This is a genomic window from Paenibacillus sp. FSL L8-0663 (assembly GCF_038008125.1).
In the GTDB taxonomy this organism is placed as follows: Bacteria; Bacillota; Bacilli; order Paenibacillales; family Paenibacillaceae; genus Paenibacillus; species Paenibacillus polymyxa_D.
The window spans coordinates 1,935,059-1,954,461 of the sequence record NZ_JBBOYM010000001.1 but is presented as its reverse complement, the minus strand read 5'-3'; the positions used below and the strand labels follow the sequence as shown (position 1 = coordinate 1,954,461).

At 44.7% G+C, this 19,403-nt stretch carries 17 protein-coding genes and 1 pseudogene; 5 read left to right on the top strand and 13 right to left on the bottom strand.

Features of this window, described 5'->3' with window-relative positions:
- The first annotated feature begins 35 nt into the window (after window positions 1–35).
- Window positions 36–1,205, top strand: coding sequence for a glycosyltransferase family 4 protein (locus tag MKY75_RS08965; protein ID WP_165147713.1), 1,170 nt, complete (start codon window positions 36–38; stop codon window positions 1,203–1,205).
- 135 nt (window positions 1,206–1,340) lie between these two features.
- Here MKY75_RS08965 and MKY75_RS08960 read toward each other — a convergent pair whose 3' ends face one another.
- From MKY75_RS08960 to MKY75_RS08935, 6 genes and pseudogenes are all read right to left on the bottom strand, one after another.
- The gene (locus MKY75_RS08960; protein WP_025721732.1) at window positions 1,341–1,973 is read right to left on the bottom strand and encodes a DUF2238 domain-containing protein; all 633 of its coding nucleotides are present in this window, start codon (window positions 1,971–1,973) and stop codon (window positions 1,341–1,343) included.
- 25 nt (window positions 1,974–1,998) lie between these two features.
- The gene (locus MKY75_RS08955; protein WP_165147716.1) at window positions 1,999–2,202 is read right to left on the bottom strand and encodes a YwbE family protein; all 204 of its coding nucleotides are present in this window, start codon (window positions 2,200–2,202) and stop codon (window positions 1,999–2,001) included.
- 63 nt (window positions 2,203–2,265) lie between these two features.
- The gene (locus MKY75_RS08950) at window positions 2,266–3,006 is read right to left on the bottom strand and encodes a DUF1361 domain-containing protein (protein ID WP_209947985.1); all 741 of its coding nucleotides are present in this window, start codon (window positions 3,004–3,006) and stop codon (window positions 2,266–2,268) included.
- Window positions 3,007–3,319: 313 nt separating this feature from the next.
- Window positions 3,320–3,617, bottom strand: a pseudogene (locus MKY75_RS08945) (sugar phosphate isomerase/epimerase); the annotation flags it as partial.
- Window positions 3,618–3,816: 199 nt separating this feature from the next.
- On the bottom strand, window positions 3,817–6,369 hold the full coding sequence (locus tag MKY75_RS08940) for a beta-mannosidase (RefSeq protein ID WP_340885043.1): 2,553 nt from the start codon (window positions 6,367–6,369) through the stop codon (window positions 3,817–3,819).
- A gap of 205 nt (window positions 6,370–6,574) precedes the next feature.
- The gene (locus tag MKY75_RS08935; protein ID WP_039270191.1) at window positions 6,575–7,642 is read right to left on the bottom strand and encodes a LacI family DNA-binding transcriptional regulator; all 1,068 of its coding nucleotides are present in this window, start codon (window positions 7,640–7,642) and stop codon (window positions 6,575–6,577) included.
- A 280-nt stretch (window positions 7,643–7,922) separates the two neighbouring features.
- On the opposite strand from MKY75_RS08935, the gene MKY75_RS08930 reads away from it, so the two are divergent.
- On the top strand, window positions 7,923–9,614 hold the full coding sequence (locus tag MKY75_RS08930; RefSeq protein ID WP_039270082.1) for an ABC transporter substrate-binding protein: 1,692 nt from the start codon (window positions 7,923–7,925) through the stop codon (window positions 9,612–9,614).
- Window positions 9,615–9,715: 101 nt separating this feature from the next.
- Here MKY75_RS08930 and MKY75_RS08925 read toward each other — a convergent pair whose 3' ends face one another.
- Genes MKY75_RS08925 through MKY75_RS08915 form a run of 3 tightly spaced genes read right to left on the bottom strand, consistent with a single transcriptional unit; the run spans window position 9,716 to window position 11,859 of the window.
- Window positions 9,716–10,909, bottom strand: coding sequence for an MFS transporter (locus tag MKY75_RS08925; RefSeq protein WP_340885042.1), 1,194 nt, complete (start codon window positions 10,907–10,909; stop codon window positions 9,716–9,718).
- 2 nt (window positions 10,910–10,911) lie between these two features.
- Window positions 10,912–11,472, bottom strand: a complete 561-nt coding sequence (locus MKY75_RS08920; protein ID WP_029516763.1) for a GNAT family N-acetyltransferase — start codon at window positions 11,470–11,472, stop codon at window positions 10,912–10,914.
- A 39-nt stretch (window positions 11,473–11,511) separates the two neighbouring features.
- Complete coding sequence (locus MKY75_RS08915; RefSeq protein WP_412178735.1) at window positions 11,512–11,859, bottom strand: DUF2500 domain-containing protein; 348 nt, start codon at window positions 11,857–11,859, stop codon at window positions 11,512–11,514.
- A gap of 422 nt (window positions 11,860–12,281) precedes the next feature.
- Here MKY75_RS08915 and nrdI point away from each other — a divergent pair, with 422 nt between their 5' ends.
- From nrdI to nrdF, 3 genes are all read left to right on the top strand, one after another.
- Complete coding sequence (gene nrdI / locus MKY75_RS08910; protein WP_016819181.1) at window positions 12,282–12,641, top strand: class Ib ribonucleoside-diphosphate reductase assembly flavoprotein NrdI; 360 nt, start codon at window positions 12,282–12,284, stop codon at window positions 12,639–12,641.
- Window positions 12,628–14,712 (top strand): class 1b ribonucleoside-diphosphate reductase subunit alpha, encoded by a 2,085-nt coding sequence (nrdE, locus tag MKY75_RS08905; protein ID WP_029516761.1) that lies wholly within the window; start codon window positions 12,628–12,630, stop codon window positions 14,710–14,712. The genes nrdI and nrdE overlap by 14 nt, the downstream gene beginning before the upstream one ends.
- A 219-nt stretch (window positions 14,713–14,931) precedes the next feature.
- Window positions 14,932–15,897, top strand: coding sequence for a class 1b ribonucleoside-diphosphate reductase subunit beta (gene nrdF / locus MKY75_RS08900; protein ID WP_029516760.1), 966 nt, complete (start codon window positions 14,932–14,934; stop codon window positions 15,895–15,897).
- A 96-nt stretch (window positions 15,898–15,993) separates the two neighbouring features.
- Here the strand turns inward: nrdF and MKY75_RS08895 are convergent, their stop codons facing one another.
- From MKY75_RS08895 to MKY75_RS08880, 4 genes are all read right to left on the bottom strand, one after another.
- Complete coding sequence (locus tag MKY75_RS08895; RefSeq protein WP_340885040.1) at window positions 15,994–17,244, bottom strand: MFS transporter; 1,251 nt, start codon at window positions 17,242–17,244, stop codon at window positions 15,994–15,996.
- A 154-nt stretch (window positions 17,245–17,398) separates the two neighbouring features.
- Entirely contained in the window at window positions 17,399–17,872 is a 474-nt protein-coding gene (locus MKY75_RS08890) for a MarR family transcriptional regulator (RefSeq protein WP_340885038.1), read from the bottom strand.
- A 166-nt stretch (window positions 17,873–18,038) separates the two neighbouring features.
- The gene (locus MKY75_RS08885; protein WP_039270073.1) at window positions 18,039–18,464 is read right to left on the bottom strand and encodes a VOC family protein; all 426 of its coding nucleotides are present in this window, start codon (window positions 18,462–18,464) and stop codon (window positions 18,039–18,041) included.
- Between the two features lie 91 nt (window positions 18,465–18,555).
- The gene (locus tag MKY75_RS08880; protein ID WP_340885035.1) at window positions 18,556–19,206 is read right to left on the bottom strand and encodes a hypothetical protein; all 651 of its coding nucleotides are present in this window, start codon (window positions 19,204–19,206) and stop codon (window positions 18,556–18,558) included.
- Window positions 19,207–19,403 lie beyond the last annotated feature (197 nt).

Sequence of the window (19,403 nt, the reverse complement as noted above, 5' to 3'; positions counted from 1 at the left end):
AGGATAAATGAGAATGGCGGAGGAGGAATGAAGGCATGCTTCGAGTTGCATTATTTACGGACACGTATACGCCTGACGTGAATGGCGCTGCTCTGACCCTGGAACGATGGATTGGCTATCTGGAGACACATGGAGTATCTACGCTCGTCTTCGCACCGGAGGCAGACCATCATCTGCCCTCTGGGCCGGGTGTAGAGCGATTTCGAAGTATTCCCTTTTTGTTGTACCGGGAATGCAGACTTGCGATCCCCAACGCCAAACAGATCAACGAGCGTCTGTCAGCCTTTTCCCCGCATTTGATTCATGTCGCTACTCCGTTTAACCTTGGCCTGTATGGAACAAGCTACGCAGCCAAACACCATATTCCACTCGTTGCCTCATATCACACCCACTTTGATAAATACCTTGAATATTACAAGCTTCGCTGGCTTGAACCTGCGTTATGGAAATACATGCTCTGGTTTCATAGACATTGCGAAAGGGTATATGTCCCCTCTCAATCAACCATGGAATTGTTGCGCAATAAAGGAATGGGGCAGCTCGAAATCTGGAGCAGAGGCATTGATACCGACCGATTTCAACCAAAGGTGGACCGTCATGCAGTATGGAAGAAATGGGACGTTCATGCAGATGCATTTGTTATTTTGTATGTGGGCAGGCTTGCACCAGAAAAGGGGATAGACACGTTACTGGATTCCTACCTCCAGTTACCTGACGACGTCCGCGCAGCCTCTGTGCTGGTCATTGCAGGAGATGGTCCATTATATAAGGTCAAAACTGCAGCGGATATAGGGGTGCCGGAGCATGCACTCCACTGGCTTGGTTTTGTGAAAGGGCCGGAATTAGCTGAACTCTACGCCGCAGCCGACGTATTTCTCTTCCCTTCCACCACGGAAACCTTCGGCAACGTAGTACTGGAGGCTATGGCGAGCGGTACACCTGTGGTCGGTGCCAATGAAGGCGGGGTAAAAGATAATCTAATCCATGGAAAAACGGGGCTATTGTGTCCTGCTGGGGACGCCTCTGCCTTTGCCAAAGCTGTACACCTGTTGTATGAGGACGCCTCACTTCGCGATGCTATATCCAGAACTGGTAGAGCCTACAGTCTGGAGCAGACATGGGACCGTATTTTTGAACGGCTACTGGACAGCTACATGGACTCAGCGACCCTCCATCTTGACAGCCATCCCATGAGGCGAATGTAACTCTGAGGACTTCATAGCTACAGATGCTAAAGGGTGGTTAGAAAATGCTCCTTCACGCATTCTGTAACCACCCTTCATCAGCTTAACTATTTCCCCGTCTAACTACAATTGCAGATAAAAGAAGAAAAGCCTTTGCTAATACCTTAATTGTTTCAGCAGCTTGTTATGTACCCCACTCAACAAAATCACTGCGGTCAAAGCGCCGATGAACGCAAGAAGCATATCCCATTGGGTGTCCCATACATCCCCCTGTGTGCCCAGAAAAGCTTCTGCTGCTGTTCCCGTTGCCTTGGCTACAGCAAACTCAATCAACTCGTATACAGCGCTGATCGCAAGACACACACTAACCGTGAGGAAAGTGAGCCAGCTCCCGCTTCCCAAGGCCGTTTTACGCAACAGCACTTCCCTGACAATGAGTGCGGGTACAAAACCTTGTACAAAGTGCCCAAGTCGATCATAATAATTGCGCTCCAGTCCGAACGTGTCCCGAATCCAGTTGAACAGTGGCATTTCGGCATAGGTATAATGTCCGCCCACAATCAGGATCAATGCGTGCAGCCAGATTAGGGTATATACCAGATTGGTAAACCGAAATCTTCGGTACAGAGCCGCCAGCAGTACAGCTCCCAAAACTGCTGGGAGAACTTCCAGTACCCATGTAAAATAATCCGCCGGGCGAATCAAAGACCAAATGAGGGCAAGCGCCAGCAATACAAGTAAAACAAGCGGGTAGCGATCATTTTTAGACCATGCCGTTGCCTGGTTCATCGTCATTCCTCCTCAGCCCAAAGCTCTAGCCTTCGTTCGTTACGATATGTTTGACACGCCCAACCTGTCCGTCTGCCAAACGCACTTTGATTCCATGCGGATGACGTGGGGAATTGGTCAAAATATCTTTCACCGTTCCTCGCGTCAACTTACCGGTAGGCTGATCCTTTTTAAGTACAATATCTACCTGAAGACCAGTGCGGATGTCGGATCGATTCTGTCCGTTCATTGTAGCTATTCCTCCTTTGTTTTTATATTTATAATGATATTCAGCCACTCAGTTACAACAAAATCACCAACGACGCCATTCGTCCCGGCGGCTGTTCCCCATCCAGACTACGCACATCGTGGATACATAGCTGACGAGCAAAATAACGAATACCATCCCGCTAAACTCCACAAAATGAGTACGTTGCAAGGAGTCTGCCCATATGGAAGATACCTGTGCATACAGTTGAGAAGGCGCAGAAACAATATCCCATGTGTTCCCTCGAAAGAAACGGCCAATATAAATACCCAGGCTGCTCAACAAGAGTACCGCCATCATAAACAGCCAACTAACAAGCCCACCACGTGCACGTTGTACCAACTGTCGTACGGATTCGAGTGATACAAATCCCATTGTCAGGCCAAGTATGGCTACCAGCAGCATCCCCAATACATGATTCCAAAAGTACGGATTTCCCCAGAAACGTTGCTCCCCGAGAAACGGATATCTGGCGAATACATGCAGCAAATCTGTGATCAAATAGGGTGTATTGGGATAAAAGAAAAGCCATGCCGCCCCCGTGACCCAGAGTAAAAAAGTCCTCGTTCCTCGCCTCCACGAGCTATACATTACATCAAGCAGCAGCGTCAACAGCATAGGAATCCAGGCCAGCATCATATTCCACCAAATAAAAAGATAAGGGCGGCCCCCTGAGGGCAGTCGCACGTTAATGATCCACAATGTACTGATTACGGAGCATAAGGCCAGTGTTAAAAAAACATAAAGTTTTACTGGATAATTTAACGATCTTAAACGGGCATACATACGTGTCTTTCCCTCCTTGTAACCGTCCTGCCTTCCTGACGTTCCAATTTACACCTGTTCTGGACAGTGTACACCACAATGGCTTCAAGCTCAATGGAAGCGCTCCACCTCTGCATAAATGAACATAAAAAAACATCTATTCTTTGGGAATTGCCTCATCCCCGAAAAATAGATGCATACTGTGTTTTAGACTTCACTCACAGGTAAAGGCGTAGCTCCGGTAGTTTTAATATTCGGGCAGCATGAATTAGCATAATATCGCTAACGGCATTATAAATTCCGTTGCTGCGCTCTGTCCATTCGCCATCCGTCGTCCGGGATGCACAATTCCCGCTTTTGCTCCGTACCGATGCGCATATTCCACAGATTGCACCAGCAGTTCTATCGCACGTTGTCGCTTGGTCTCATCGTCAAACCCGAGCAGAACGGAATTCGTGCTAATTCGGATCTGGTGTATGAGGAAATGTATTGTACACCCTCGATATGCCGATTTTCCCCCGCTCAATCATAGGCTCAATCGTCGTTAGCATTTCCCGGGTAATGTTATAATTCAGCTCCACCCTGCTAAAGCCCAACTGACGGATTTCCTCTACAAGTTCTCGGCCGCCCATATGTTTTTTTATATTCCAACAGTTAGATGCTGAATAGATAAATTTCTTACAAATGATCTGTTATCACTCAGCTCCCAAGCCTTCTTTTGTTATGTATATGAACATTATGAAATCGCTCCACATATCACAAAAATAAATTTATATTATAAAAAAAGCCTATCCATCATCTACTTAAAGACGGATAAGCTTTTACTGTTGTCTAACCTTGTATCCAATTGACTAATGAATGTACTGCCAATGTACCCGGCGCAGCTGCCACAAATGCCGATGAACCGTTGTGCAAAGCCAAAAATTCCACTGTTTTTGGAATACCGGGAGCTAGATCCAGATGGTTGTCGCTGAAAATACCTTCCTGCTCTGCCGATAGCCACACGTGTCTGGCAAGTACATCTGAACACAGCATGAATCTGCTAGCATCGCTTCCCTGAATCTCTGTCACTTCAATTTTTGCCTGCGGTAAATCCATCTCTTTCGTGTCTGCAAAATAAATTTCACTGGAGGTCACCTGTTCACCATTCTGCGTCAGACGCGCGACCAGCATATGCTCCGCACGGTTCAGGCCACTCAGCCATTTGTCGATAGGCAGTATATGTACAATTCCTGCACCACCTGCTGGTTGCTTTACCTTAACATTCTCTTCACGAACAGCCTGGCTGCTTCGGATATGCAAAAGCGTCAGCCGCAACGTACCTGATATCGGCTCTAGTGTATCGTTGACCAGATGTAGTGCCTTATTCCCCTGTTCTGTATCTGTTGCACTCAACAACACATCGGCAAAGCTACGCTTAGCCGTATATTGGAGCGCTTTCCAACGACCAAAATAGTCCATACTCGACCAGGAGGCAACGGGCCAGCAATCATTCATTTGCCAGTATAATGTTCCCATGCAATAAGGCTTGTGACGACGATGCGCCTCTATAGCTGCTTTCATTGCTTCTGCCTGTAAAATTTGGCTCATGGGAAGAAAACTCGTAAAATCCTTTGGTTCTCGCATGTACCGCTCCATATATTCTTTAATCAGACGATTGCCCGCACCGTTCTTCTGATGTGCCAGCATCACCGCAGATTCCAGTTCCAAATCCTTCTCTTCCGCATAAGTACGAACGGACTTGTATTCAGGAAAAGACTGAAAACCATATTCACTCATAAAACGGCCCACATGTACATGATAATTCTCAAACGGCTCAGACGCGTGCCATACACCCCAATAATGAACATCGCCTGCAGTTGAAGACCGATGGGCATGCTGGTTCCGATCCCTCGTCAGGTCAATTAGCGGGGAGGAGGGCCAATATGCTGTCTGCGCTGACCAGGTGCGTACCACCTCCGGTAGAATCCGATGAAAGAGCATTTCATAATCATCCCACAGGCGTTCCCGTTGCTCAGGTGTGTAGTTCTTTTTCCAGCCCCAGCCTCCATTCTCTTCATAATGCGCCCACGCAGAATCGATCTCATTGTTGCCGCACCATAAGGAAATACAGGGATGATTACGCAGCCGCTTGATATTGTCCTCGGCTTCCTGTGCCACATTGTCTATGAAATCTTCATCGCCTGGGTACATACTGCAAGCGAACATAAAATCTTGCCACACGAGCAAACCGTATTCATCACAAAGCTCATAAAATACGTCTTGTTCATATATACCGCCACCCCACACTCGCAACATATTCATATTCGAGGCGGCTGCGCTGGCAATTTCATACCGATATCGTTCCATCGTAACTTCAGTGACAAAGCTGTCATTCGGAATATGGTTAGCCCCTTTTGCAAACACCGGAATTCCGTTCAGCTCAAAATAAAAGCTCTCTCCTGCTGCATCCCGTTCCCGTACAAGACGGATGGAACGCAGTCCCGTTTTTACTGATTTTTCCGCGATTACAGCTCCTTGTTCTTGTTCCACTAATTCGGCCACAAACGTATATAGATGCGGCTCCCCCAGTCCACGGCACCACCACAGCTTGGGCTTCTTCATCTCCAGCTCCAGCTCCACTGTCTGCTTCCCCTTCAGCAGCCGAACTGGCTTGGACCACACTTTGCCGTCAGCAGAAATACGCAACTCGGCATCTCTAATCTCATCTGCATTTTCGATCTCTACCACTGCCATGAGTTTAGCCCCTGCCGAACTCACTTCGTCCTGTCGAATAAACAAGTCTTTCACGAGCAGACCGGACCAAGCCTCGATCCGAACCTCTCTCCAGATACCGCTCGTCACCAGCCTCGGTCCCCAATCCCAACCATAGTGGTAAGGAGCTTTACGTGCGAAAACGCTTACCTTTTTATCGGACAAACCACCTATTTCGGACTGATCATTGGGTGCAGGGAGTCCATAACCTAAGCTTTCCAGCTTGGGTACATCTTCAGCAATCGGAGAACGAAAACTGATTTCTAGCCGATTTTCCCCTTGCTGAACCAATGCCTTCACATCCTGTCTCCATACTCGAAACATATTATTGGCTGACAAGACAGATTGATCATTCACTTTTACATCTGCGTATGTGTCCAGACCTTCCAACACCAACTCTACACATTGACATTGAAGCTGATCTGCATTTATCTCAAAATGGGCTTCATATATCCAATCCTGCTTATCAATCCACTGTACCTCCATCTCGTTCATACCCATAAACGGATCAGGAATTTTGCCATGTCGTAAAAGATCGGTATGCACACAACCCGGCACTTTCGCGCTGAGCCACTCATCACTTTGTGCTTCTCTAAACCTCCAGCCATCCAACCCTATCACATTAACCATCGTCACAAGCCTCCCTATAAGCATGATTGGGAACATCTGGATTCGTCAGTAACATAACAAAAATAACATTAAGCTAACAAAGTAGTCAATTGTTTTTTTGGAACAAGTGACAAAATACAAAATAAAAGTCGCCCTCTGCCCCAAACAGGCTAAAAGCGACCTCCTTTGTCTTCACGATGTATGGTGTCACACACGTATCTGGACATTAACTATATGTGATTGTGCTGATGGGACGCTCACGGTCATCATTTTCCCGACTGATCCGGGGTGCATGAACTTCCCGTATGAATAGCTCAGCATGTAGCAACTTTTTCTCGACAGGCGAGTTCGGGTTCGTTATGCGCCACAACAATTGGTCCACTGCACGCATTCCCAGCAATTCCTTATCCACTCTCACCGTGGCATAAATTGGCATTTGTTCATTCGTATCGTCAAACCCGGTCACTCCGCAACGCCTCGGAACGTCAATCCCCTTTTCTTTCAGCACATCCACGACCTGCGCAGCAGTCACATCATTAGCACACACAAAAACCTCAGGCAGTTTGTCCTCAGACAACTTGTCCATTTCCTCAGCAAGCGCCTGCGCTCCTCCGTGAAGAAGGGCTTTATTTTGTCGCAATTCTACTCCGCTCATTTCCAGTGTAGAACGACAAGCTTCCCAGCGTTCGTAGAAACTGTGAGCGTCATCAATATGACCCACAAACTGAAAGCGGGTATAGCCCCTACACAGCAAATCCTTCATTAATTCACTCATGCATGTGCGATTATCTGTAAACACCGTATCACTTAAAAATGCAGAATCCCAATGATCTACCATGACGACCGGAATACCCATCCGATAAATGTTCAGCAACAACGAAGTTGAAATTGTCCCTACTGTGATAATCCCTTTAATCGCCTCCGGGTTCAGTAGAGAAAACATATCCTCAGTCGAGGGCTCCGTTAACGTGATCATATCCATCCCCTTACGGTTCAGACGCTCGGAAATCCCTTCAAATACAGGTCCCCAGTACCTGGATTCCCTGTTCTGGTGCCGAATATTTGGAAATAACACCAGCACCGTACCCGACCATTCTCTGGCATCTGTGTCCCGAGGCTCTATCCCAGTCATTTTGGGATGACTGCGAAAATAGCCCATCTGGGCAGCAAGCTTAACCAGCAGCGCCCTCGTCTCTTCACTTACACCGGGTTTGCCTGACAGTGCACGCGAAACAGCAAACTTTGAAACACCCGCCGCATCCGCAATTTCCTGTAATGTTACTTTTCCACGCATCTCCTCACCCAACCCTATTCGAAATCTTTTTCTACCTTAGTCTTCTAAATATACAGGTATGCCTATAAACTGGTACCATCGTAGCATACTTTGTTTTAGATCATCAAACGATGGATTTACACAAATCCACACTTTTCATTAAAATATGTTTGCTTAATAAAAAAACAAACTGCATAACAAACAATTATAAATGACTTGACGTGAGGTTCTTTATTTCCTACAATTTACTATTGAAAGCACTTACATTGTGTAAATCATACTTATTAAGGGGGATTTGCAAATGTTCATGAACAGGTCGGTACGACAGAGCTCTATTCTACTCCTGTCTTTGCTGCTGCTCGTTACAACGGGCTGTGCGAATGGAACAGACGGTAAGGCAGAAAAGGAAGATCCTAATGACACCAGTCCCATTACATTTACTTTCTTTGGCGGTGATTCCAGCTCTAACTGGAACAACATGAAGGATGCTGTCGGACAGGAAATTATCAAGAAAACGGGCGTTACGCTAAATGCCGAACATGCTGTCAATGGTCGAGGCGAGGAAAAGTTTGCTTTAATGGCAGCGAGCGGAGAGTATCCAGATCTCGTGTACCCTAAATCAGACATTGGCAAGTTAGTCGATGCCGGGGCACTCATTGACTTAACCGACCTCATTGACAAATACGGCCCTAACATTAAGAAAGTGTATGGAGACTATTTTAATCGTATTAAATATAGTAGTGAAGATCCAGCCATCTACACGATCCCGACCAATCTGGGTGTGGATCACATTGCGTTTGATGCACAAGCCGGCTTCGAAATCCAGCACCAGGCACTTAAGAAGCTCGGATACCCTAAAATCCGCACCGTTCAAGATTTTGAAAAAGCACTTAAAGATTATGTCGCCAAATATCCAACCACCAATGGACAGCGAACCATCCCCCTATCACTCGATGCCGAGGACTGGAAAATTCAAATTACAGTGACAAACCCGGCTGTTACTGCTACAGGTGGACCCGACGATGGCGAATATTATATTGATCCTAAAACACACAAAGCCATTCTTCACTACAAGCGCCCAGAAGAACGTGAATATTTCCGTTGGTTGAACCATATGTACAATGAAGGACTGTTGGATAAGGATACTTTTGTGCAAAAAAGTGATCAGTACAAGTCCAAAATTGCCGCAGGCCGTGTCATCGGACTCATTGATCAGGAATGGAACTATCAAGATGCCGAAAATGCGCTCAAGGCAGCAGGTAAGGATGAATTCACTTACGCCCATTTTCCAGTCACTTTAAATGAGAAATACGAGGATCATTCCCTTCAGCCCATTGGCTTCGATACCGCATCCGGGATCGGAATTACAACCTCATGTGAAAATCCGGTGCGGGCTATCAAGTTTCTGGATTTTCTGGCCTCCGACGAAGGACAAATTTTACGCAATTGGGGAATTGAAGGCCAGCATTACAACAAAGAGAACGGCAAACGAGTCATTCCAGCGGATGTGCAACAACGTAAGAACACCGATAACGCTTCTTTTAGCAGAGAGTCAGGTATCGGTTTGTACTGGATATGGGGGCCACATTATGGCGATAGCGTGAAAGACCCCTCTGGCAACTATTACACAACCAATTATCCGGAGATGATTACCGAAAATTATAGTCAAGCCGAAAAAGAGTCCCTTCAGGCATACAAAGCCCATACGTGGAAAGACCTGTTCCCGAACGAAAAAGATTTTCCGGTAAAAGAGTGGGGGGCTGCCTACAACATGCCTGTTCCGACCAATACGAATTACAATGTTATTTATCAAAAGTCGCAGGACATTGTACGCAAACGCATTCCTGAGGCCGTACTCGCCAAGCCAGATCAGTTCGACGCTGTGTATGACCGCATGCTCCAAGAGCTGGATCAGGCGGGTGTGCCAAAGGCTGAAGAAATCTACACTGGCCTAATTCAAAATCGGCTGAAACTGTGGTACGGCGAAAAATAGGGTTTGCCTTTTTAATGAAATATTACAGGGCTGACAGACCATGCTGTTCAGCCCTTCTACATTAACTATTGTTACATATTCTGTTTGGTTTCTTTTTCTTTTCAAGAATTACTTTTCCCTGATACACGATTGACGTAAAACAATAAAATGATAGGAATCAACGCAATCCCGCCACACATCACCCAAGATATTTGAATAGGTGTTTGATCGGAAGACAAATCCGTAAAATTACGACTGATGGTCCCTGTCACGATTAAACCTATGCACATGCCTAATTGTGAAATCGCAGAATCCAGAGATAGTAGTGTAGAACGATACTCATTAGAGATTCTTTTGTTCAGAAAAATTTGTTTCGCAACCGGGTACATGCCGCGCCCAATTTCATAGATCAAAAAGGTAAGCAGTACAGGATAAAATGTGTTGAATGCACCGGCTAAAATGAGCCATATCCCAATCATGCCGCAGGCATACATGAGTATATGTACATCACTGAATCGTGCGCCTAGCTTTCGAACCAGGTAACTTCCCAAAGTCATACATAGTGAATACCCTGCCTTGATAAACCCCATAATCCAAATCCCTTGTTCAGAAAGGCCAACCAGACGTGGCTGTTGGAATGTATTCCCCGCCGAGTTCGAAAAGCTGATAAATAAGCCAATCATAAACACAATCCAGATAAACTTATTTTCAAAACCGATACGGACACTTTCTCTGATAATCGTTTTAATACGAGTAGTAGACGTCTTTCGATGTGCAACATTCTCCTCATCCATATAAAAGAAACATAGAAAAATGCATACAATAATAGATAAAATACTAGCCGCCCATGGAAGTGAATAGTTAAAAGTTGCGAGGAAGGCCCCCAACAGACCACAAATAAATCCCGAAATGTACTGTATACTGTTAGAGGTTGTAAAAAGAACTTCCATGGGCTTATCACTATTTTCCACAACCCATGATTCCAACGAACCTGATTGTAAACATATAGCCAGACCTCCAAAGACTTGTGCAAACACAAGCACCCCGATATGATCTGTCGAAACGAACAATACACTATAGGCTAGAAAACAACAAAGTCCCAAAATAACAGAGATTTTTCTTCCATACTTGTCTGCAATAGCCCCAGTAGGTATCTCAAACAGAAAAATACTTATAAAGAATACAACCAGTAAGAAGTTCGCACTCTGCAAAGAAAGTCCTTTAGCTAATAAAAAAAGGATGAGCGTAGTCCCCGTGATTTCACTCATAAAAAATTGAAGAAAGCTGACGGAGTAATATAGCTTATGAGGTTGCACTCTCAGGATTCCGTCGATTGCTGTGCAGCCTCATATTCACTTCGCAAAATCCCCATCTGAATAATGTCATAGTATCGCCCTTCCCTGAATAGCTTTTCCCGCAGCCGCCCTTCCTCCTTGAAGCCGCTGGCCAAATAGCAACGGTGTGCACGTTCATTGAACGCATAGACCTCCAGCTCCAGTCGATGTAGGTTCAGCGTATGAAATGCAAATTTTTGTAACAGCCGGATCGCTTCCCGTCCATAACCTTTGCCCAGATCACCGTCACGCCCGATCACAATTCCAAGGGTGGCATGCCGATTCACCCAGTTGATTTTAAATAAGTCCAATTGTCCGATATAATCCAGGGTGTCTTTATGCGCAATGACAAAACCTTTGATCTCGGGGTTGCCGTCAATCATCATCTGTACAAAAGATTCACTATTCACCTGTGAATGCGGATAGATAAACACGTCGCTTAAACCACGTGTGATTTCCGGGTCATTGACCCATTTTCGGATATCTGGTATATCCTCTTGACGGTATTCTCTCAATACAACTCGTTTTCCAATGATATGCGGCATCGTAATCTTCCCTCCGATTATGTATTTGTTTAAGCACCTTTATGCTTCCATTACTCTCACAAACTCCAGAAAACGTGTACCTTTATAATGAAGCTCCCCACGATCCCCGATCACAATCATACCAAAGTCCCTATCCTTCACCTCCAGCTCCTTACGCTCACCCCCGTCAAACTCAAAGGTGATATAATAATAGGTCGAAGCTGAAAAATCGCCTGATCCCCCACGCACTCTCGTCCGTTTATCCACAACCTTACATGAACGTTGTACCCGTTCGGCTGCTTGATTGGACAGGCCCGCTCCGATCGTTTTGACAATTCCCATAATCATTACAAAAGCAATGAGTCCAAATACGATAAAAAAGATCGTATTAAACGATTGAACTTCCATAGAATCACTTCCCATTCACTTCATCCTTTCTACAGTAAAATGTAAATTTTCCATTCTATTGCCCATTGACAAATCGTACATCTTCACCCTCAAAAACTCCAATACTTTTTTAACATACTTACGAAAAAAAAGTTCTTTCGCTCTTTTCCGCACCCCGCTTGGACTTCTACCCGATCTGGGTCCTCTGATCCCCTCTAGACCGATTGACAAAACTATATATAGATATAAAATAGAGAATGTACTCTAAATATAGTGTAAAAAACGTATTTATGCCCGATATCTTGAAGATACAGGTATGAAAATACATGTAAATATAGAGTCAAAAATCTTAAATGGCGCAGCCAGCAAGGGATTCCATCTATAATAGATCCCAGGCAATGCCGTTTTCTTTTTTCGTTAAATGTTTAAGGAGGTTGCATACCATGCTGATTGCATATGATTCCAAGACCGGCAATGTAAAAAGATTTATAAACAAGCTCAAGCTTCCAGCGGTTCAGATCGAGGAGCAAATGACTATAGAAGAACCTTACGTACTTATTACATATACAACTGGGTTTGGGCAGATACCTGAGAGGGTATCTTCCTTTTTGAAAAAGAATGCTCAAAACCTTGTTGGTGTAGCTGCAAGCGGCAACCGTAACTGGGGTGAGAAATTTGCCAAAAGTGCGGATTTGATTGCCGATCATTATAATGTCCCCGTGATTAGTAAATTTGAATTATCTGGAACGTTCGGAGATGTAGAGCGTTTTAAACAGGAGGTGAGCCGAGTTGCGGCATATTGAATTGAACAACATGTTGATGAAACGCGATACAGACGGCTTTTTCCAATTGGAAAAAGACCAAGAGGCTGTAGCAGAGTTTATGAAGGAAGTTCAGGAACGGAGTTTGAAGTTTGCTGACACAGCCGCTCAAGTGCTGTATATGATTGAGAATGATTATTACGAAAATTTCTATAACAGCTACACGGCTGACGAAATTAATGATATTTTCCATATCACTCATAGCTATAATTTTAAATTTCCTTCCTATATGGCAGCATCCAAGTTTTATACCGACTATGCAATGAAGAGTAACGACCGTAAAGTCTATCTGGAACATTACCCTGACCGGGTTGCTGCTGTCGCGCTGCATTTAGGACGCGGTAACGCCGATACGGCACGCCTGTTGTCTCGCTCGATGATGGAGCAACGTCTCCAGCCAGCGACACCAACGTTCCTGAATGCAGGCAAAAGCCGCCGTGGGGAATTGGTATCCTGCTTCCTGCTCGAAATGGACGACTCCCTGAACTCGATCAACTATGTGCTGAACACCTGCATGCAGTTGTCCAAAATCGGGGGCGGTGTTGCCGTTAACCTGTCGAAGCTGCGGGCACGCGGCGAAGCGATTAAAGGCGTAGAAGGCGCAGCAAAAGGCATTATGCCTGTGCTGAAGCTGATGGAAGACGGCTTCTCCTACGCAGATCAAATGGGGCAACGCAAAGGCTCTGGGGCAGCCTATTACAACATTTTCGGATGGGACGTGCTGGAGTTCCTGGATAGCAAAAAAATCAATGCTGACGAAAGAGTACGTCTCAAGACACTTTCGATTGGATTACTGGTGCCAAATCGCTTTTACAAGCTAGCTCAAGATAACGAACCGCTGCATGTATTTGCTCCTTACAGTGTGTTCAAAGCCTATGGAACACATCTGGACGACATGGATTTGGATGAAATGTACGACACGCTGCTCGCCGACGATCGGGTGAAGAAAAAAATAGCGATGAGCGCACGTGACATGCTGACGAAAATTGCCATGATTCAGTTGGAGTCTGGTTATCCATATATCATGAACAAAAGTAACGCGAACCAGGCACATGCTCTTAAAAACGTGGGTCAAGTCAAGATGTCGAACTTATGCACGGAAATCTTCCAGTTGCAGGAAACTTCCGAAATTACAGATTACGGACAACAGGATACTATCCGCCGGGACGTGAGCTGTAATCTGGCTTCTCTGAACATTGTAAATGTGATGGAGCATGGCAAAATCCGCGAATCCGTTCACGAGGGTATGATTGCTCTTACTTCGGTCAGCGATATGACCCAAGTAGCTAATGCACCAGGTGTCGCGAAAGCGAACCGTGAAATGCATTCCGTCGGTTTGGGTGTCATGAATCTGCACGGCTACTTTGCCAAGAACAAAATTGCGTATGAAAGCAATGAAGCAAAAGACTTTGTCCGTACCTTCTTCATGACGATGAACTATCATTCCATCGAAAAGAGTATGGAAATCGCGAAAGCGGCTGGACAAAGCTTTTATGGATTTGAGGAATCGGATTATGCGACAGGCGTATATTTTGACCGATACCTGAACACAGATTATCGTCCAACAACTGCACGTGTGCAAGAGTTATTCAAGGGCATCTATGTTCCGACTACAGCGGACTGGGACAAATTAAAAGCAGATGTGATGAAAAATGGCCTGTACCACGCCTATCGTATGGCAATTGCGCCGACTGCCAGCATTTCGTACATTCAAAATGCAACATCCAGTGTTATGCCGATTGTTGAGCAGATTGAAACCCGTACCTATGCCAATTCGACGACCTACTATCCAATGCCTTATTTGCAAAAGGATAACGTGTTCTTCTATAAATCTGCTTATCAAATGGACCAATTCAAAGTGCTGGATCTGATTGCAGAAATCCAGCCGCATGTGGACCAAGGAATTTCGACCGTGCTTCATGTGAACAGTGACGTGACTACGCGTCAGTTAGCACGTTGCTATCTGTACGCCGCACACAAAGGACTTAAATCGTTATACTACACACGCACTAAAAAGCTGTCTGTGGAAGAGTGTCTCACCTGCTCCATCTAAAGCATAAATGGTAACAAGCTGTAGTATAAAAATTAGATTTTAAATAGATATGGATGCTTTGCATTAGAAGCTGTATCCAGCGTGTGGTTTAGACCTTTACGGGACTGGACAAGACCCTCGCGGATACAGCTTCCGTATGTCAAGCATACGATGATTCGCCTGCACTATTTCAATGTGTGTTTCCAGGGAATCTCGCAAGCTGAAGGGAGAATGCTAACAATGACAGGTATACAAGCTGTAAACTGGAATCGCTCGGACGATGATTTCACACTGATGTTCTGGAACCAGAACATTATGCAATTTTGGACGGATGACGAAATCCCGTTGTCTGACGATAAAATGTCCTGGGTAACCCTCAGTGATATCGAAAAAGAAGCCTACATGAAGGTGCTAGGCGGACTAACGCTACTGGATACCATTCAAGGCGGCGTGGGTATGCCGCAAATTATGGAGCATGTGGACGGACTACAACGCAAAGCCGTACTAAGCTTTATGGCGATGATGGAACAAATTCATGCCAAGTCGTATAGTAGCATCTTTACAACGCTAGCTTCCACGGAAGAAATTGACGGTGTATTCCGCTGGGTAGAAGAAAATCCACATCTCCAAACCAAGGCAGAAACCATTCGTCAGTATTATATGAATATCCACACACCGAAAGACCTGTATCTCGCGATGGCAGCGTCGGTGCTGTTAGAAAGCTATTTATTTTATAGCGGCTTCTTCTACCCTCTTTATCTGGCGGGCCAGGGCAAGCTGACATGCAGTGGCGAAATTATCGATTTGATCTTACGGGACGAAAGTATTCACGGTGTGTACGTAGGTGTATTGGCACAGGAGATTTATGCAGAATTGGACGAGGAAGAACAACGTGATCTTTACCAGACGCTGGTAGGCTTGCTGCGCTACTTGCATAACAACGAGGAACAATACACCGAGCAAATTTACACCCCTATTGGACTCGTAGACGATGTGAAAGTCTTTTTGCGCTACAACGCCAATAAGGCCATGATGAACTTGGGCTTTGATCCACTGTTTGAAGAAGAAGAAGTTAATCCCATTGTATTCAACGGCATCAGCACCCACACTAAGCAGCATGATTTCTTTTCTAAAAAAGGAAACGGCTATGTGCGGGCGATGAATGTAGAGCCGCTGACAGATGATGATTTTAATTTTGGCGTATAAGTACAATTACGTAAAACTGTAAACAAATAGGGTTTCAGAACTTGTCCCTGAGTTCTGAAACCCTATTGCCTAAATAAAGTAGATAGTTTACATATTTCAGGATTTTGCAAAATCCTCATTTACATGCGTTCGCTTATATAAAACTGGTATTGCCGCTGCTATAAGGATCATACCCATAAAAGCGGGTGCGGCATGACCCAGTGATACATAGATTTGACCTCCAATAATAGGCCCAATCATTCTTGCTAAAGCCTGAATAGATTGACTACCTCCTTGAATCCTTCCTTGTTCACTAGAATCGACAGACTTGGAGAGCATCCCGTTGAATGAAGGCCCAAAGATCGAATCACCAAAACCAAATATAAACATTCCAGCGATAAAAAGAGGATAGAATGAGAACAAAGTAGATAGCGCAATAAGACTGTAACCTATAATCTCCGAAACCATTCCAAGAATGGCTATCTGTTTATCATTAAGTTTTATCAAAAGCTTGGGCATGATGAAACCTTGTGAAATGATGTCTTGGAAACCCATAATTGAAAACATAAGTCCGATTAGTGCAGGCTTCCAACTGAAAGTATCCATTGTAAATTGTGAAAAAACGGCCTGTAAAGATCCGTTGGGTATCCAAAGTAAGAACGCAGAGACAAGTAACCTATTTAAGTTTTTCATGGAAAGCAGATTTGCAAGCTGTGTAAATGGATTCAGTCTTACAAAGGTAATCTCTTTCAGTCTATGTTTCTTGTCAAGGCTCTCAGGCATAAAAAAGAATCCATAAACAACGTTCAATAAAGTTATGATTGCTCCAAAATACATGGGTACAGAATAACCAAACTTGGCAAGTAATCCGCCTAGAGTTGGCCCAATGACAGTGCCTACACCTACAACCGCACTCACCCATCCAAAGTATTTGGTTCTCTCTTCTGGAGGAATGATGTCTGCAAAATAGGCGAAGATCGTGCTTATGCTCCCGCCTGTTAACCCTTCTATGATGCGCCCAGCAAATAGTACCCATAGAGCTCCTCCTATGCCAAAAACCAAGTACCCAATTGCGGAACCCAAAAGGCATACTAAGAGCAATGGACGACGGCCATATTTGTCGCTCAAAGCTCCAAGTACGGGAGCCGCAAAAAACACGCAGAATGCATAAACAGAGGTCAGCAGCGTAACAACTATAGCTTGTTCTCCCGGACTGCTTGTATAAGGCTGCACTAAGAATGGGACGACAGGTATTATGATACTGAAGCCTATTCCGCAAAGAAATACAGAGATAAGGCCGAATATTAAAGCGTGTTTATCTACGGTTTGTTCTGTGTTCTGTTCATTGTGTGATCTACATTTGAACACTTCATTTCTCCCCTTAAAGGTTAATTTTTACTTCCTCGGAAGCAAAAATATCGTATCACAATTTTGCTTCCTCGGCAACAAAATAATAACAAAAAAATGCAGCCCGTTCTCAATAGAGCCCGGCTGCCTATGGTTTGATTTTCATTATTCAAATTTATTCCGTCTTAATATCTATACCCTGTTTTTTTATTTCTGCATCCAAATGCCTACTATACTTTTCCAAGAAGCTAATCATACTGTTAAATTGTTCTTCGGTTACCTGCTCAAATACGGCTTTATCCCGCTCTTGAAACTCTTTGTGCAGTTCCTCATGGATGTTATAGATTACTTTCCCTTCCTCAGTAAGCCTAAAATAGACTTCTTTCTTGTTATCCAGCTTCTGGTAGCTTTCGATAATGCCTTTTTTTATAAGCTTCTTAGTTATTTTACTTATGGCACCGGTAGTCATATAAAGGGACTCCGCAAGTTTTGTCACGTTGGAATCTACATTTCTTTCAATGTATTCGATGCAATGTACTTCAGAAGGCTTATAACCCTTAAGGCTGTCTTCCATCTTATCCTTATTGAGCCAAACCATCTTGTTAAATAAGTCCCTGAAACCCACTATGACCTGTTCTTCTTTGTTCATGGCCTGTCCTCCCACCCGTGGTGCATTAACAATACAATATAGTATACTTTTGTTTCTATTTCAACAATATTAAAATAATTATTTTAGGAATTGAGCACGAGGGCATACACGCAAAAAAAAAACGGCCAGATCGCTAAAGTAGCAGAATCGAGCCGCTTTACATTTCTTAAGACCGAGCCTCAGTGAACATTTGAAAAGTGACACCAAACTTGTCTGTTACATTCCCATAAGCTGGACTAAAATGGGTTTCCTGCAAAGGCATTCCCACCTGTCCTCCCTGCTGTAGAGCATTAAACATTTTTTGAGCTTGCTCCACACTATCGGTTGTAATACAGATGCTCACCTGATTCCCGCGGCTAAACGGTGACCCGGGAAAGGTATCAGAAAACATGAGCTCTGTCTCACCCACTTTAAGGGTAGCATGTCCCACACGTTCCTTGACCTCTGCGGGAATGGGAAAATCGGGGTTTTCCGGCATTTCCCCAAAGGTTTGAATAAAAAGCAGTTGAGCATCCAATGCCTCTTTATAAAATTCGATTGCTTCTTTTGCATTTCCATCCATCGTGATGTAAGGAATCAAACGTTTGGACATCTTCAACACAGCTCCTTTAATTCGAGGTGGTTAACCCAGCATTTCTCCTGTATTATATACAAAACTTGTCAAGAAAAACAAATCTGTATTCTTAGCTTTCATGCACTTGAACGCTAAGCTGCTTTAGCTCCTTTATCGCTTCCGTAACGTTACGCTGTGGATGAAGCGCAGAGATCATCTGTGCAGTGATCGGAACGCCGTTGAAAATCTGGCTTACCACCCCTAGAGAAATCGGCAACTCATAGTAACTCTCAGCCCAATCCTGATATTCCTCCGGTGTAACTATAATTTTCCCCAGCAAAAAGGATGAGCCATCGTCATATCCCTCAGGAAAGTTCGCGTTGCCCATACGCCACTCCTTATCTCCCGCTTCCCTCCACATACAAAAGGTAACGTCCTCTTTCTCCAGTGCTTCATTTTCCAAAAGCTCCATCATATCATCAGGCACACCGTCATATATGCCCGGCCAGACTTCATATTCGTCTCTCGCATGAGGACTTACAGGGGATTCATGGTCAAACCCCTTCATCAGCACACCTTCACCCGTCCATAGCATATGAATCGTATCTCCAGCGCCATTGTTTACCTCACCCAGGCACACATCACCAGACCTTTCAGACTGCATACGATACGTGCGTAACCAATCTTCTGGAGACAATATAATGTCCAGCGCTGACAGTAGTAGCATTCTGTCTTTTAAACCATTCGGCGTTAGCTGTGCATCAAGCATCATATTCTTCATCATTCCCCCACTTTGTTCATGCGTACTAAGAATTCATCTGTCCCTACCTATATCTTTCAAGCTTCGCTCGCTCAACCACCTGCCGAATGAATGGTCCTTTGGCTTCGGTATGCGCTGCACGGTCATATTTGAATGCATAGCTTTCTAAAAAATGCCTTCTAATCGTGCTTGGCACAAATCAGAAGGCATTCTCTTGT